Here is a 15,302-nt window from a genome sequence, read left to right as displayed (position 1 = left end):
AGTACCAGGGTTCAGCCGTGGTTTTTTTCGAAAACACCGGGGCCCATTGCGGCAATCTGCCCTTCGATCAGCGCGTCAAATGGGTTGAGCAACGCCTCGAAAGACGTCGGCGCCTCTAGCGCCTGCAAGGCCTGAACGATCGCTTCCACCGTCGATAACGCACCCGGCGCCGGAGCCTTGCGCAGCCGGTAGCGCGAAACTGCGCCCTCGGGCAAGGTCACCCGAGGCAACGCCGCCAACAACGGGTTGAGGTGCAGCATCTTGCGCGCCTTGCGCCACGTACCATCCGGCACCACCAGCAGCAAGGGCTGATCCTGGGGCTCATAGGCCTGCAGCGTCTGCGCATCGTCCGCCGGAAACAACAACCGCGCCTGATAGCCCGGCACGTTCAGTAACGTCGCCAACTCCTCAAACACCTCGCCCACCACCAGTTGCGCATTGTTCAACCCCAACGCCGCCAACCGCGCGGTATTGAGTGCATGGTTGACCTCACTCGGATGTTGCAGCAGCAATATGCGGGTGCGGCTGTGAAGGCTGGGGATCAAAGGGCACAGGCAATGGGTGACAGGCCTGAGGCAACGGGAACACTGGGGTCTGGACATGGTTTATCAGGCCTGGTTGAGCTGGGTTTTGAGCAAGTCACGAAAGGTCTGGATCAACGGCTCGCGGCTGCGACCACGGCGCATGATCATCGAGAACGGCGCCTGGTAGCCAAAGGTTGCCGGCAGCAGCACGCGCAAATCACCCTTGTCGGCCCAGGCCTGGGCGTAGTGTTCCGGCAGGTAGCCGATATAGGCGCCAGACAGCACCAGAATCAGTTGGGCCTCCATGCTTTCCACCGTGGCCGCGCTGTGCTTGAAACCGTGGCGCGCCAGTTCCGCCTGGCTCCAATAGCCACGGCCCACCATGCGTTGCTGGGTGATGACTTGTTCGGGAATGCGCCGCTCGTTGAACAACGGGTGGCGGGTGCTGCAATACAGCCAGTGCTGTTCGCGATACAGCGGCATGTAGATCAACCCGCTCATGCGGTTGGAAAAGGCACCGATGGCCAGGTCCAGGCGGTTGTCCTGAACGCCCAGTTGCAACTCGTAAGGGCTCATCACCGACAAATGCAGGTGTACCGCCGGGTGTTCCAGGCTGTAGGCGCCGATGACTTCGGCGAATGGCAGGGCCTTGTCGCTGACGGTGGAATCGAGCACGCCGAGTTTCAGGGTGCCGCGCAGCTCGCCCTTCAACGCGGCCGCGTATTGCTCGAAGCCTTCCAGTTCGCCCAACAGGCGCAGGGTTTCCTGATAAAACAACTCGCCCTTGCTGGTCAGGCTGAACCCGCCACGCCCGCGATGGCACAGCACCAGGCCCAACGCCGATTCCAACTGGCTCATATAAGTGCTGATAGCCGAGGTGGACAGGTTGAGTTCGTGCTGGGCGTTGGCGAACCCCTGGTGACGCACGACGCTGACGAAGATGCGCAGGAGTTTCAGGTCGGGCAAGGCGTTGGCCATAAGATTTCCACACTAACTGTAGGAGCGAGCTTGCTCGCGAAGATCGTCAACGATCACGCAGGAAACCTGGAGGAACGCGGCACTCTCAGGTTTTTCGCGAGCAAGCTCGCTCCTACAAGGATTGGGGAGTTTACCCCAGGCATTAGTTTAGAAAAATCTGAACTAAGTATTTGCCCCTGCCGATTCTTTCGTTTCCACACATTTCGCAGAATCGGCCCCTAACAAACAAAACAACGATGAGGCACTCCCGTGGACAAGATTTTTCACCAACCACTGGGCGGCAACGAAATGCCGCGCTTTGCCGGCATCGCCACCATGATGCGACTCCCCCACCTGCAAACCGCCAAGGGCCTGGACGCCGCCTTTGTCGGCGTGCCCCTGGACATCGGCACCTCGCTGCGCGCCGGCACCCGTTTCGGGCCCCGTGAAATCCGCGCCGAGTCGGTGATGATCCGCCCCTACAACATGGCCACCGGCGCCGCACCGTTCGACTCACTCTCGGTGGCCGACATCGGCGACGTGGCGATCAACACGTTCAACCTGCTGGACGCGGTGCGCATCATCGAAGAGGCCTACGACGAGATCCTCGAACACGATGTGATCCCCATGACCCTGGGCGGCGACCACACCATCACCCTGCCGATCCTGCGCGCCATCCACAAAAAACACGGCAAGGTTGGCCTGGTGCACATCGATGCCCACGCCGATGTGAACGACCATATGTTCGGCGAGAAAATCGCCCACGGCACTACCTTCCGCCGTGCGGTGGAAGAAGGCCTGCTGGACTGCGACCGTGTGGTGCAGATCGGGCTGCGCGCCCAGGGCTACACCGCCGAAGACTTCAACTGGAGCCGCAAACAGGGGTTCCGTGTAGTCCAGGCCGAAGAATGCTGGCACCACTCCCTCGCGCCATTGATGGCCGAAGTGCGTGAAAAGGTCGGCAACGGCCCGGTATACCTGAGCTTTGACATCGACGGCATCGACCCGGCCTGGGCACCGGGCACCGGCACTCCGGAAATCGGCGGCCTCACCACCATCCAGGCCATCGAGATCATCCGTGGTTGCCAGGGCCTGGACCTGGTTGGTTGCGATTTGGTAGAAGTTTCGCCGCCCTACGACACCACCGGCAACACCTCGCTGCTGGGCGCCAACCTGCTGTACGAAATGCTTTGCGTACTGCCTGGCGTGGCGCATCGCTGATGAGCGCGCAGCCGGTTCTGCAAGCCGCCGCCGACCTGGTGGCAGCCTTCGCCCGCAATGACCGCGCCGCCTACTTCGGCGCGTTCACGGCCGACGCCAGCTTTGTGTTCTACACCCTCCCCCAGCCGCTGCTCAGTCGCGATGCCTACCAGGCGTTGTGGGACAGCTGGCGCGAGGACCAGGGGTTCGAGGTGCTGTCCTGCACATCGAGCAATGGCTTCGTCAGCCTGCAAGGCGACGTGGCGATTTTTATTCATGACGTGGCCACCGAGCTGCGCATGAACGGGGAGCAATTCTTTAGCCAGGAACGCGAGACCATTGTCTTCAAACGACAAGGATCTGGCACACAACAAAAAGAAGGCCTGTGGCTGGCCTGTCACGAACATTTGTCCGCTATGCCGGAAGGGCTGCCGCCCCCTTAGCCAATGTGATCGGAGCTGATCATGAATAATAAAAACAACGATAAACGTATTCGCAAGATAGAAACCAACGGGGTCGAACAGATCCCGGACCATGAACGTACCGCCGGCCCCAAGGATCTGTTCCGACTGATCTTCGGCGGTGCCAATACCTTTGCCACCGCCGTGCTGGGTTCCTTTCCCGTGCTGTTTGGCTTGTCGTTCCAGGCCGGTGCCTGGGCGATTGTGCTGGGCGTGCTGGTGGGTGCGCTGATCCTGGCGCCCATGGGCCTGTTCGGACCGATCAATGGCACCAATAACGCTGTGTCTTCCGGTGCGCACTTTGGCGTGCACGGGCGGATTGTCGGCTCGTTTCTGTCGCTACTGACGGCGATTGCCTTCTTCTCACTGTCGGTGTGGAGTTCAGGCGATGCACTGGTGGGCGGTGCGAAACGTCTGGTGGGCCTGCCGGAAACCGACCTGACCCTGGGCTTGGCCTACGGCGTGTTCGCGATCCTGGTACTGACCGTGTGCATCTACGGCTTTCGCTTCATGCTGTGGGTCAACCGCATTGCGGTATGGGCGGCGAGTCTGCTGTTCCTGTTGGGGATCTTTGCCTTTGCGCCAGCCTTCGACAGCCACTTTGCAGGCACTGTCGCAATGGGCCAGACCGGCTTCTGGGCTGCCTTCATTGGCGCTGCGCTAGTGGCCATGAGCAACCCGATTTCCTTCGGTGCGTTCCTGGGTGACTGGTCGCGCTACATCCCGCGTGAGACGCCGAAAATGCGCATCATGCTGGCGGTGGTCTTGGCGCAAATCGCCACGTTGATCCCGTTCCTGTTCGGCCTGGCCACCGCGACCATCGTAGCGATCAAGGCACCGGACTACATCGCGGCCAACAACTACGTCGGCGGCTTGCTGGCGGTAGCACCGACCTGGTTCTTCCTGCCGGTGTGCCTGATTGCGGTGATCGGCGGCATGTCCACCGGCACCACCTCGCTGTATGGCACGGGGTTGGACATGTCCAGCGTGTTCCCGCGCCTGCTGTCGCGGGTCAAGGCCACCTTGCTGATCGGGGTGATGTCGATTGCCTTCATCTTTATCGGACGTTTCGCCGCCAACCTGGTGCAGAGCGTGTCGACCTTCGCCGTGCTGATCATCACCTGCACCACGCCGTGGATGGTGATGATGATCATCGGCCTGATCGTGCGTCGCGGCTTCTACTGCCCGGATGACTTGCAGGTGTTCACCCGTGGAGAAACCGGCGGCCGCTACTGGTTCAGCCATGGCTGGAATTGGCGTGGGCTGGGAGCGTGGATTCCGAGCGCGTTGGTGGGGCTGTGCTTCGTCAACTTGCCGGGGCAGTTTGTCGGGCCCTTGGGCAATCTGGCCGATGGCATTGATATCAGTTTGCCGGTGACGCTGGGGTTGGCGTCGGTGGTTTACCTGACCTTGCTGCGCGTTTTTCCTGAGCCGGCTGCGGTGTATGGGCCCGCGGGAGCCAGCTCCCTTGCCACAGGCAGTGCACTTACCACAGCCCACTCCCCTACCTAAAAAAATAATCGGAGAACCGCCGTCATGGCTTTGGATTTATTCGTCGTACTCATCTACGCCGCTGGCATGCTGGTGCTCGGTTACTACGGCATGCGCCGTGCCAAGACCCACGAAGACTATTTGGTGGCCGGTCGCAACCTCGGGCCGTCGCTGTACATGGGCACCATGGCCGCCACGGTCTTGGGCGGTGCCTCCACCGTCGGTACCGTGCGCTTGGGTTATGTACATGGCATCTCCGGCTTCTGGCTGTGCGCCGCGCTGGGCATGGGGATCATTGCGCTGAACCTGTTCCTGGCCAAGCCGTTGCTCAAGCTAAAGATCTTCACCGTCACCCAGGTGCTGGAAAAACGCTACAACCCCATGGCCCGCCAGGCCAGCGCGGTGATCATGCTGGCCTACGCGCTGATGATCGGCGTCACCTCGATCCTGGCCATCGGCACGGTGCTGCAAGTGCTGTTCGGCCTGCCGTTCTGGATCTCGGTGCTGTTGGGCGGTGGCGTGGTGGTGGTGTATTCGACCATCGGCGGCATGTGGTCGCTGACCCTCACCGACATCGTGCAATTCGTGATCAAGACTGTCGGCCTGATGTTTATCCTGCTGCCAATCTGCCTATACCGCGTTGGCGGCTGGGACGAACTGGTGGCCAAGCTGCCGGCGTCGAGTTTCAGCTTCACCGCGATTGGCTGGGACACGATCATCACCTACTTCATGATCTACTTTTTCGGCATCCTGATCGGCCAGGACATCTGGCAACGGGTGTTCACCGCCCGTGACGAAAAGGTCGCCAAGTACGCAGGCACTTTCGCTGGCTTCTACTGCATCCTCTACGGCCTGGCCTGTGCGTTGATCGGTATGGCCGCCCATGTGCTGATCCCGGACCTGGACAACGTCAACAACGCCTTCGCCGCCATCGTCAAAGCCTCGCTGCCAGATGGCATCCGTGGCCTGGTGATCGCCGCTGCACTGGCCGCAATGATGTCCACCGCCAGTGCCGGCTTGCTGGCAGCCTCCACCGTGCTGACCGAAGACCTGCTGCCGCGTTTGCGTGGCGGTAAACAGTCGAGCCTGGCGATCAACCGCCTGTTCACAATGTTGACCGGGATTGCCGTGCTGGGCATCGCGCTGGTGGTCAACGACGTGATCAGTGCCCTGACGCTGGCGTACAACCTGCTGGTAGGCGGCATGTTGATCCCGCTGATCGGTGCGATCTTCTGGAAGCGTGCAACCACATCCGGGGCGATTACGTCGATGACACTGGGCTTTGTGACGGCGCTGGTGTTCATGTTCAAGGATGGGCTGGATGCGAACACGCCGATCTACTACAGCCTGACGGTGGGGTTGGTGAGTTTTGTGCTGGTGAGTTTGTTGTCGCGAAAGCCTGCGGCGGTGGCAGCTCGGGCGGTGTGATGTGTAAGGGCATTTAGAGCGGTTTCTTCAGCGGGCACGACGTCGGATGTCGTGCCCGTTTTTTTGTTATTCAACTTTCATGTTTGAGCTTGGCCTGGATAACTTCCTGTACCAAACATGCCCACACCAAGGCCCGCGTTGCACTTGCGCAATAAGTTTCGTCGGTCGCAATTCGATGATAAGCACCGCAATAAACAATCGAATGCCCGTTCTCCCCTCGCGTCGCAGTAACGACGCAGTGCTCTCTACTCAGCTCAGCAATTTTGGCCAGGCTCAGAGGCGCGGATACGAACTCCACACCGGAGCGCTGCAAAAGCGCCTCCAGTTCATTCATTAGATGGGCAGTGTCCATTGCCAACGATTGATTATCGGCAATGAGTTTTTCAAACAACGTGATACCTGCACGATTGCACTCAATGGCCAAATACTGATCGGCGCAGTTGTGACTGGTGCCATCGTTCTCCTGGTTTCCTCCGTACACCGTAACCTGATAATTCGCCAGACGAAGCATCACCGCCTGCAGCAGGCCGTTGATACCTCTACCGATAACCGACACACGCGCAGCCCCGGCATCTACCGGCTGGGCGGGGATCGTCAATGATTGTGCGAGCTTGCGCCTCACAAGACCGTGCAAGGCCATCACGCTCACACATCACCGGGTATGGAGCCATCGGCCTGTGTCAGCCAATGTGCGATGTAAGCCGCGACGTGCGGCGCGTTGACCCCAGGCGTATGATCACTCGAATGTCGTTGGACCGGCACAGGTCCAGCCTCACCCTATCCAGACTTGTGCCCCTGCGGACCAAGCGCAGTTCTGCGAAGGGGTGAGATACCCGCCATTGGCCAATGATGTCTGCATCGATGACTTGATCCCCAACAATGATCACTGATGGACGCAGGAGTGCGATCTGTATCAGCAGGGCTTGCTTGGTCAATGTTGAGGGAAGAAATACCACGTTGCTGGGTGCATCGGTCCTCCAGCGTTTCGACACAGGTGCGATATGCAAGATCGTTTCGGTCGTGGCTATCAGTGACGCGGTGACTGGCGCAGCGCTTGAGAGCGACATGGCTAGGTCTCCATCAATACGGACTTATCGATGAGTCAGGCCACTGCCGAAATACGTGTGCGCGTTGTCCGATTACAGTGGCCGTACTGGCTGTCGGCACTGAACCTACGCGCATCTGAAAAACTAAATAAGCCAGGTGGTTCTGATAAGCAGGTAGCTCGATTCCTACGCTTGAATGTCATTGGCGTACTGGGGAGGAGGATGTGGCGAATAGCTGGATAGGAAATGGTTACTTCAGCGGGTGCGACACCGGATGTTTCACCCGCCAGTTGTGCCTGGCACACAACCGACTGTGGGAGCGGGCTTGCTCGCGAAGGCGGTGTATCGGCCAATTATTCATCGACTGACACACCACCTTCGCGAGCAAGCCCGCTCCCACATTTTTAATTCGGCTGTGACTGGCGATTACCTGCGACGCGGCCGGCGCTGCTCGTCATCCGTACGAATCGGTATGGGTTGCATCGGCGGCTCGATCAAGCCCAGTGCAACACCAAGGTCGTGGAGCCAGTTTTGAATTTTCTCTTTCATGGTTTGCCCCCTTTGAGGGTAATGCTGGCAGGCGCCAATTCTGTCGCCTTTTCCTACACTGATAGTAGCCCTAAGTCCTACGTAATGCTTGAACGAAACCACAACGAACTATTACTGAATTGATTCAAATCCTGACGGCTCGTTCAAGCAATGGCCCGTGTGTCTTGCAGGACTTCGGCCTTGCCCGCCTGCTGCAAGTCAATCCATGCGTTGAGGTTAGCGCCGAGCATACCCTTTCGCCACATCAGCCAGGTGGTTGCAGTGGCAAAAGGCCCTGTCAGCGGATGAACGGACACGCTGTCCTTGCCCGGCAGGCTGTCGAGCATGGATTGGGACATCAATGCCACCCCGGAACCGGCGATCACACACGCAAGCATGCCCTGATAGGACTCGATCTCAATCGCACGGCCCATGGCCACGCGCTCGTGGGAAAACCAGGTTTCCAGCCGGGTGCGATAGGCGCAGCTGCGTCGGAAGGTGAACACCGAACGTCCGGCGACATCTTGCGGCCCGCGCACCGGCGGGTGATCAGCCTCGCAGATCAGCACCAAGCGCTCTTCGCACAGCGCTACGCCGTCCAGGGTGGCAATGGTGACGGGGCCGTCCACAAAACCTGCGTCCAAGCGACCGGTAATCAAGCCTTCCAGCACCTCACCACTGGGCGCCGATTGCACCTGCAGGTTCACCATCGGGTACGCCTTGTGATAACCGGCCAACAACTTTGGCAAATGAACCGCCGCAGTGCTGTACATGCTGCCCAGCACAAAATCGCCGGCCGGTTGGCCACCCTGCACGGCGCCATGGGCTTCGTCGTGCAAGGCCAGCAGGCGGGTGCTGTAGTCCAGTAACACTTTTCCCGCAGGAGAAAGCTGTAAACGCTGACGTTCACGCACGAACAACTCTACCCCGAGCTGCTCCTCCATTTGTTTGAGCCGGGTCGACAGGTTCGACGGCACACGGTGCAAGCGCTCGGCCGCCCGAGTAATGGAGCCCTCTTCCGCCACGGCCTGGAAAATGCGCAATTGACTGAACTCCATACCTTTCTCCAAAACTGAACAAGTTACTCACTATTATTCAATTTTACAGAAAGTCAATCAGCTTTAGCCTGAAGGTCATTCGCTGCCTTACAGGAACCCCGACCATGTCACGCCTGATTCGCTTACTCGCCAGTTGCGTCGCCCTCATGATGGCCATGGGCATCGGCCGTTTCGCCCTCACCCCGCAAATGCCGCATTTGCTCAGCGAAGGGCAGATCGACTTGACCGGCGCCGGCTTGATCGCAGCGGCGAACTATCTGGGTTACTTCGTGGGTGCGGTGGACTCGATCTTTGCGCGCAGCCATCACCACGTTCGTGGTCGCTTGTACGGTGGTCTGTGGTTGTGCGTGCTGCTGATCCTGGCGTCGTACTGGGCTCACGGGTTCTGGGCGCACCTGCTGTTACGCTTTGGTACAGGCGTGGCGAGTGCCTGGGCGTTGGTGATGATTACCAGCCTGAGTCAACCGCTGGCGCTGGCGGCCGGGCGCCCACGCCTTGGGGCGTTGATATTTGCCGGGCCTGGATTGGGGATTTTGCTGACGGGGTTGCTGGCGTTGGGCTCAAACCTGCTGGGGCAAACCTCGGCGACGTTGTGGCTGGTGTATGGCGGGGTGGCATTGCTGATGTTGCTGGTAATTCTGCCGTTCCTGCCACAGCCCAGCCCGACCAGCACAACCGAGGCAAAGACTGATGAGAATGCAAGCATCGCGCACCTGGGCTGGATCTATTTCCTGTTCGGCTTGGGCTACATCATCCCGGCGACTTTTTTAGCGCAAATGGCCAACGCACAGTTCCAAGGCGCCTGGCAGGCCGACCTGTTCTGGCCGTGCTTTGGCCTGGCCGCAGCGATTGGCGTGGGGGTGGCAAGCCTGCGCCGTAAACACCCGCAAACCACCCGCCGCTGGTTGATGACCACGTTATGGCTACAAGCTGCCGGAGTATTGGCGTGCCTGCTGGGCAATGGCTGGGGGCTGGCGCTGGGGGTGTTGCTATGCGGCGCACCGTTCCTGGCCTGCATGCAATTGGTGATGGCACGCCTGCGGGACATCGCGCCCCACGGCTATCAGCGCAGCACCGGCCTGCTCACCACCAGTTTCGCCATCGGCCAGTTGTGTGGACCGTTACTGGCGTCGGTGAGCAGCCATGTGAGCGGCGGCCTGCAACCGGCGCTGGTGATTGCCGGCGCCGGCTTGATAGTGGCGGGCTCGATATTGATCAGCCGGCAACCATCGGCGCTGGCGCACGAAGCTGCTCGCGCCGCGCCAACACCAGGAAAAACAGCCCACCCAGGAAGCACCCGGTAAACCAGGCAAAGTTGGCCATGCCCTGCAACGCGGGGGTGAACGTGATGGCAACGCCCACCAGTGTTGCCGGCACCAAGGCCTTGACCGCCGTCCAGTTCACACCGCCATCGAAGTAATAGCGCCCGCTGGGGCTGTCATCGAACAGCGCATCCACATCGATCTTCTGTTTTTTGATCAGGTAGAAGTCCACCAGCAGGATGCCGAACAATGGCCCGATAAACGCGGCGAGGATGTCCAGGGTGTAGTGGATCATCAGCGGGTTATTGAACAGGTTCCAGGGGGTGATAAAGATCGAGGCCACGGCAGCAATCATGCCGCCAGCACGCCAACTGATCTTGCTCGGAGCAACGTTGGCGAAGTCGAACGCCGGGGACACGAAGTTGGCGACGATGTTGATGCCAATGGTGGCGGTTACAAACGCAAAGGCGCCAAGCAGTACCGCCATGCTGTTGTCGATGCGCGATACGGTGGCAATTGGGTCGTGGAGCATTTCGCCAAACACCGGCAAGGTGCCGGAAACGATTACGACGGTGACGAGCGAGAACGCCAGGAAATTCACTGGCAACCCCCAGAAATTGCCACGACGTACATCCTGCATGCTGCGGCAGTAACGGCTGAAGTCACCGAAATTCAGGGTGGGCCCGGAGAAGTAGGACACCACCAGCGCCGTGGCCACGATCACCTGGCCAAAAGCCTGCCAGCCCGATAGGGACTTTTCCGACAGGGTAAAACTGATATTCGCCCAACCTGCCTTCCATACGATCCAGCCCGCCAAGGCAAACATCACCGCATACACCACCGGCCCGGCCCAATCGATAAAGCGGCGGATGGACTCCATCCCGGCCCAGAACACCGCCGCCTGCAGCACCCATAGGCTGAGGAAACCAAACCATCCCAGATAGGAAAGGCCCGCAAAATGCGGCTCTGCATATACCGCCATCTGTGGGAAAAAACGCAGCACCACAATGATCAAGGCACTTGACGCCAAATAGGTCTGAATCCCGTACCAGGCCACGGCGATCAATCCTCGGATCACCGCAGGAATATTCGCGCCGAATACGCCAAAGGCCAACCGACAAATCACCGGATACGGTACCGCCGCCTGCTGGCTGGGCTTTGCTACCAGGTTCGCGATCAACTGCACGATGCAGATACCCGCGAGCAACGCGATCAATACCTGCCAACTGGCCAGCCCCAAGGCAAACAGACTGGCGGCGAATACATAACCACCCACGCTGTGCACGTCACTCATCCAGAAGGCGAAGATGTTGTACCAGGTCCACTTTTGCGGCAGTGGGCCCAGGTCCTGGTTGTACAGGCGCGGGCTATAGCCTTTGGGCAATTGTTCGGTCATCGCTGGGCTCCTCGTAGTACCGGCCTGCGCCGCCGTTGCGGGTATGCATACGGGGGGCGGCGTGGTTTGTATACGAAGCAGTCAGCAGAATACGTGCCAATGGCACACAATCCCTGCGGAACGGCGACCCAAAGGGACGGGATGAAGTTTAGATACCGGGACTTCGCTCAGCAACGGTGCACAAAAAACCTGTACACAATCATTGGCGCACTCGATGTGCACATAAATACCCAAACGAGCAACATAGCGCCGTAAGAACGGTACCCCAGGCCATGTCCATCACCGCAAGCGTCGCCGACCAGCCTTGCAGCGTGGCCCAATTGCTCAGGTCATAGGTGCCATAAGCCACCAGGCCCAGCAAAGCGCCCAGGCGTGCCGCGCGCTGCCAGCTGGCGCTGGGCAAAACCACGAACACCACGCAACCGAGGACATAGAGAAGGTAGAAGAGCGTTGCTGGCAACAGGCGGGGCTGATCCAGCATCAGCGAGCCCAGCAGGGACTTGTAGGTCGGCCCCATCAGCACGCCGAGCCAGAGGCCATCGAGCACCAGGAAAGCAACCAGGGTGCCGAGGTAAGCGAATAACACTTTTTTGGACATTGGAAGACCCACCGTAGGAGCGAGCTTGCTCGCGAAAAACGTACATCCGACGCGGTGATGCGCCTGGAATACTTTCGCGAGCAAGCTCGCTCCTACAGAAGAGCAAGCGGCACTCAGCTTAGTTCAATGCGATCCGCGTGAATCACAATCTGGCCCTGCTTATAGAGGGCGCCAATGGCCTTCTTGAAGTTGCCCTTGCTCACCCCGAACAAGTTGCTGATCACCGCCGGGTCGCTCTTGTCGCTGACCGGCAGAGTGCCGTTGTTTTCACGCAACTTGGCGAGGATCTTCGAGTTCAGGCTGGAGGCCGCTTCCTGGCCGACCGGTTGCAGGCTCAGGCTGATATTGCCATCGGCGCGGATCTCTTTGATAAAGCCCTTCTCTACCTTGCCCGGACGCAGGAACTTGAATACTTCGTTCTTGTGGATCAAGCCCCAGTGCTTGTTGTTGATGATCGCCTTGAAGCCCATGTCCGTGGCTTCGGCCACCAGCAGGTCGACTTCCTGGCCCACCTGGTAGTTGGCCGGGGTCTTGTCCAGGTAGCGGTCCAGCCGCGCAGTGGCGGTGATTCGCTTGGTGTGCTTGTCGAGGTAGACGTGCACCACGCAGTATTCACCGGCCGTCATCTGGCGCTTTTCTTCCGAATACGGCAGCAACAAATCCTTTGGCAAACCCCAATCGAGGAATACACCAATGCTGTTGACTTCCACCACTTTCAAACTGGCAAACTCGCCCACTTGAACTTTCGGTTTTTCGGTCGTGGCGATAAGTTTGTCATCGCTGTCCAGATAGATGAAAACGTTAAGCCAGTCTTCATCTTCACTGGGGATATCTTTGGGGATATACCGATTAGGCAAGAGGATTTCACCGTCTTGCGCACCGTCCAAGTACAAACCAAAGTTAGTGTGTTTAACCACTTGCAAACTGTTGTAGCGCCCGACTAAAGCCATGTCCAATACCCTCATTACGTGGGCGGCATTCTACCCGAGTTGCGCCCGCCACGCGCGCACGCCTGAAAAATCACGGGGTTGCGTGGCGTTCCAATGGCCCTGCCCCGCTCGTCCGATCATTTGGCTGAATTTTGCTGAGTCACTCAGGCTAACCCCGCCCTTCGGTTTTGAGTTAAAACAGTAAGTTAGGGGCATATTTCAAAGATAAACTTGGGTTATTTTCAGGCGCGCGCTTTATTCCTGGAGGATATTTGCCAAGCAATTGTCAAGTATTTCCTGTACGATGCCTGGCCAAGTTAATTTTCTACAGGTTAGTGGCCGCCATGCGCGTAAAAGCATCCAACAGCAAAGCAAAGCCAGCTCCCGCCGTTGAAACCAGCGAATCGATCAACAGCCAGATTGCTGCATTCCTCAAGTCCGGCGGCGAAATCCAGCAAATTGCCAAGGGCGTAAGCGGCCAGACTTTCGGCCCGTCCAAGCAGATCAGCCTGGGCAAGAAGTAACACCGCGCAACACACCTGGTCCCTAAGCGCCTTGCCATCAAGGCGCTAGGACTAGAGCCCGAAACACCTCCCCCAACGCATCCATGTTTGTGCCAATCGACGAACGGGCCTCACCTTCCGGCATTCGTCGGTATGCTTGCACACGTCTAGCACGGGCATCTGCCCGATTTTCTCCGTTACTGCTCCTCGCTTTTCATGGAGTGAAGCATGTTCAAGCCCTGCATATTCCTGGTCACTGCCCTGGCAGCCAGCCCACTCGCCGAAGCGCAGATCTTCCAGCGCGAATTGGGTGACTTCGACCTGAAATTGGGCACCACGCCCAGCCGCAGCATGGCCCAGGGGCTGGTCAAGCCCACCTCCCCGGGCAGCGATTCGTTCCATGGCGGGCTAGACCTGAGCCACGACAGTGGCCTGTATATCGGCCAATTCTCGCCGAGCATGGGCCTGTCCCCAGACAGCACTCTCGAAGTCGACTCCTATATGGGCTTCAAACACCCCTTCGACCAGACCCTGGGCTATGAAGTGGGCCTGATCCATTACAGTTACCCCAAGCTCAGCCCCCTCGACAGCCAGGAGTTCTATGGCGGCCTGAACCTGCTGGGCAACCGTTTCGGTGCCTCCTTCAGCAATGACCCGGACCGCCAGGACAGCACCCTGTTCGCCGACCTCAGCGGCACCCAGCCTTTCGGCATTGGCGTGAGCATGAAGTACACCACTCATCAGTTGGGCACTCCGGTATCAGTCGAGGGCGGCTCCATACGTACCTTCAGCGACTGGTCGGTGCAATTCTCCAGGCAGTGGATGGGTGTGGACCTCAACCTGATCTACAGCGACTCCAACCTCAGCGGCGGCGATTGCTCGGCCTACTCCGGACACAATTCGCAATGCGATGGGCTGTTGACCTTGAAGGCGGCGCGGTCGTTTTATTGATGGGCTGAACTGTCGCCCCCAGCGAGGGTTCACATGCAATAACCCCTCAATTCAAGGACTCGCCCATGCTGCGCCGGTTCAAACTCCTGATGGTATTGCTGACCCTGAGCCTGGTGCTCAGCGGCTGCAACCGTGTGGGCCTGGCCTACCGCAACCTGGACGTGATCATCCCCTGGACCCTCAGCGACTACCTGGACATGCGCCCCGGGCAGAAAGACTGGTTCAACGACAAACTCAAGGAGCACCTGGCCTGGCATTGCACCACTCAATTGCCGGGTTATCTGGACTGGTTGGACCGCCTGCAACACATGGTCGACGACAATCAGGTGACCGATGCTGCCCTGCAGGCTCGTACAACAGAAGCCAAGACAGCCATCGCCGAGACCGCCCGCACCATCAGCCCCTCGGCCATAGAACTGCTGCAAGGCCTGGATGACCAGCAGGTCAAGGAGATGAACGACGCCCTGGCCAAGGACCTGCGCAAACGCCAGGACGAATACCTGAAGCCGCCTCTGGAACAACAGATCAAGGAGCGCGCCGTACGCATGAGCAAGCGCCTGGATGCCTGGATTGGCCCACTCAGCACCAGCCAGCAAAATCGGGTCATGGCCTGGTCCACCGCCCTCGGCAATCAGAACCAGGAATGGATCGGCAACCGCGCCCGCTGGCAGGCACAATTCATCGATGCCGTGCAACAGCGCAAGAGCGCAGATTTCCCGAAAAAAATTGAGCAACTGCTGGTCAATCGAGAAAGCCTTTGGACACCACAATATCGCGAGGCCTATGCCCAAACCGAAGCAGCAGCGCGCAGCCTTCTGGTGGACTTGATAGCCCAGAGCACGCCGCAACAGCGGCTAAAACTCACCCAGAAAATCGACGGCGTGCGCAGCGACTTCAAGGCACTCAAATGCCTCAAGAACGCCTCGAACTAATGTGGGAGGGGCTGCTCCCGATAGCGGTGGATCAGCCA

General features: G+C 59.1%; 16 protein-coding genes. 8 read left to right on the top strand and 8 right to left on the bottom strand.

Annotation, left to right across the window (positions count from 1 at the left end; genetic code table 11):
• Positions 1-11 precede the first annotated feature (11 nt).
• Together DYL59_RS07720 and DYL59_RS07715 are read right to left on the bottom strand one after the other, a co-directional pair.
• Positions 12-602 (bottom strand): tRNA-uridine aminocarboxypropyltransferase, encoded by a 591-nt coding sequence (locus DYL59_RS07720; protein ID WP_135288635.1) that lies wholly within the window; start codon positions 600-602, stop codon positions 12-14.
• A 6-nt stretch (positions 603-608) separates the two neighbouring features.
• Positions 609-1,502, bottom strand: coding sequence for a LysR family transcriptional regulator (locus DYL59_RS07715; protein WP_135288634.1), 894 nt, complete (start codon positions 1,500-1,502; stop codon positions 609-611).
• Positions 1,503-1,751: 249 nt separating this feature from the next.
• Between DYL59_RS07715 and speB the strand changes: the two genes are divergently transcribed.
• Genes speB through DYL59_RS07690 form a run of 4 tightly spaced genes read left to right on the top strand, consistent with a single transcriptional unit; the run spans position 1,752 to position 6,061 of the window.
• Positions 1,752-2,702 carry an agmatinase gene (gene speB / locus DYL59_RS07705; protein ID WP_135288632.1) on the top strand — a complete coding sequence of 317 codons (951 nt, stop codon included), beginning with the start codon at positions 1,752-1,754 and terminating at the stop codon, positions 2,700-2,702.
• Positions 2,702-3,124 carry a YybH family protein gene (locus tag DYL59_RS07700; protein WP_135288631.1) on the top strand — a complete coding sequence of 141 codons (423 nt, stop codon included), beginning with the start codon at positions 2,702-2,704 and terminating at the stop codon, positions 3,122-3,124. The genes speB and DYL59_RS07700 overlap by 1 nt, the downstream gene beginning before the upstream one ends.
• 21 nt (positions 3,125-3,145) lie before the next feature.
• Positions 3,146-4,654 carry a purine-cytosine permease family protein gene (locus DYL59_RS07695; RefSeq protein WP_135288630.1) on the top strand — a complete coding sequence of 503 codons (1,509 nt, stop codon included), beginning with the start codon at positions 3,146-3,148 and terminating at the stop codon, positions 4,652-4,654.
• Positions 4,655-4,678: 24 nt separating this feature from the next.
• Positions 4,679-6,061 carry a sodium:solute symporter family protein gene (locus DYL59_RS07690; RefSeq protein ID WP_135288629.1) on the top strand — a complete coding sequence of 461 codons (1,383 nt, stop codon included), beginning with the start codon at positions 4,679-4,681 and terminating at the stop codon, positions 6,059-6,061.
• A gap of 70 nt (positions 6,062-6,131) precedes the next feature.
• Here DYL59_RS07690 and DYL59_RS31595 read toward each other — a convergent pair whose 3' ends face one another.
• From DYL59_RS31595 to ptrR, 3 genes are all read right to left on the bottom strand, one after another.
• Entirely contained in the window at positions 6,132-6,710 is a 579-nt protein-coding gene (locus tag DYL59_RS31595) for a hypothetical protein (RefSeq protein ID WP_238340639.1), read from the bottom strand.
• Positions 6,711-7,533: 823 nt separating this feature from the next.
• Positions 7,534-7,656: a PA1414 family protein gene (locus DYL59_RS31875; RefSeq protein WP_272948820.1), complete on the bottom strand. Its 123-nt coding sequence runs from the start codon at positions 7,654-7,656 to the stop codon at positions 7,534-7,536.
• A 143-nt stretch (positions 7,657-7,799) separates the two neighbouring features.
• Positions 7,800-8,693 (bottom strand): putrescine utilization regulator PtrR, encoded by an 894-nt coding sequence (gene ptrR, locus DYL59_RS07680; RefSeq protein WP_135288628.1) that lies wholly within the window; start codon positions 8,691-8,693, stop codon positions 7,800-7,802.
• A 104-nt stretch (positions 8,694-8,797) separates the two neighbouring features.
• Between ptrR and DYL59_RS07675 the strand changes: the two genes are divergently transcribed.
• Positions 8,798-9,997, top strand: a complete 1,200-nt coding sequence (locus DYL59_RS07675; protein WP_135288627.1) for an MFS transporter — start codon at positions 8,798-8,800, stop codon at positions 9,995-9,997.
• Here the strand turns inward: DYL59_RS07675 and DYL59_RS07670 are convergent.
• The 3 genes from DYL59_RS07670 to DYL59_RS07660 all read right to left on the bottom strand — a co-directional run bounded on the left by DYL59_RS07670 (position 9,909) and on the right by DYL59_RS07660 (position 12,899).
• Positions 9,909-11,351, bottom strand: a complete 1,443-nt coding sequence (locus DYL59_RS07670; protein WP_135288626.1) for an NCS1 family nucleobase:cation symporter-1 — start codon at positions 11,349-11,351, stop codon at positions 9,909-9,911. The two genes, DYL59_RS07675 and DYL59_RS07670, sit on opposite strands and share 89 nt — an antisense overlap.
• Before the next feature lie 199 nt (positions 11,352-11,550).
• Positions 11,551-11,949, bottom strand: coding sequence for a DUF2177 family protein (locus tag DYL59_RS07665; protein WP_135288625.1), 399 nt, complete (start codon positions 11,947-11,949; stop codon positions 11,551-11,553).
• 113 nt (positions 11,950-12,062) lie between these two features.
• On the bottom strand, positions 12,063-12,899 hold the full coding sequence (locus DYL59_RS07660; protein ID WP_135288624.1) for a CvfB family protein: 837 nt from the start codon (positions 12,897-12,899) through the stop codon (positions 12,063-12,065).
• A gap of 323 nt (positions 12,900-13,222) precedes the next feature.
• Here DYL59_RS07660 and DYL59_RS07655 point away from each other — a divergent pair, with 323 nt between their 5' ends.
• From DYL59_RS07655 to DYL59_RS07645, 3 genes are all read left to right on the top strand, one after another.
• A complete protein-coding gene (locus DYL59_RS07655) occupies positions 13,223-13,402 on the top strand; it encodes a hypothetical protein (protein WP_003193095.1) in 180 nt (59 codons plus the stop codon).
• A 207-nt stretch (positions 13,403-13,609) separates the two neighbouring features.
• Complete coding sequence (locus DYL59_RS07650) at positions 13,610-14,332, top strand: TorF family putative porin (protein ID WP_135288623.1); 723 nt, start codon at positions 13,610-13,612, stop codon at positions 14,330-14,332.
• Between the two features lie 65 nt (positions 14,333-14,397).
• Positions 14,398-15,264 (top strand): DUF6279 family lipoprotein, encoded by an 867-nt coding sequence (locus DYL59_RS07645; RefSeq protein ID WP_135288622.1) that lies wholly within the window; start codon positions 14,398-14,400, stop codon positions 15,262-15,264.
• Positions 15,265-15,302: the final 38 nt, after the last annotated feature.

Origin of the sequence: Pseudomonas kairouanensis (assembly GCF_004682055.1) — a bacterium.
Classification (GTDB): Bacteria; Pseudomonadota; Gammaproteobacteria; order Pseudomonadales; family Pseudomonadaceae; genus Aquipseudomonas; species Aquipseudomonas kairouanensis.
The sequence above is the reverse complement of the archived record's forward strand: the minus strand, read 5'-3'. Positions and strand labels throughout refer to the sequence as shown.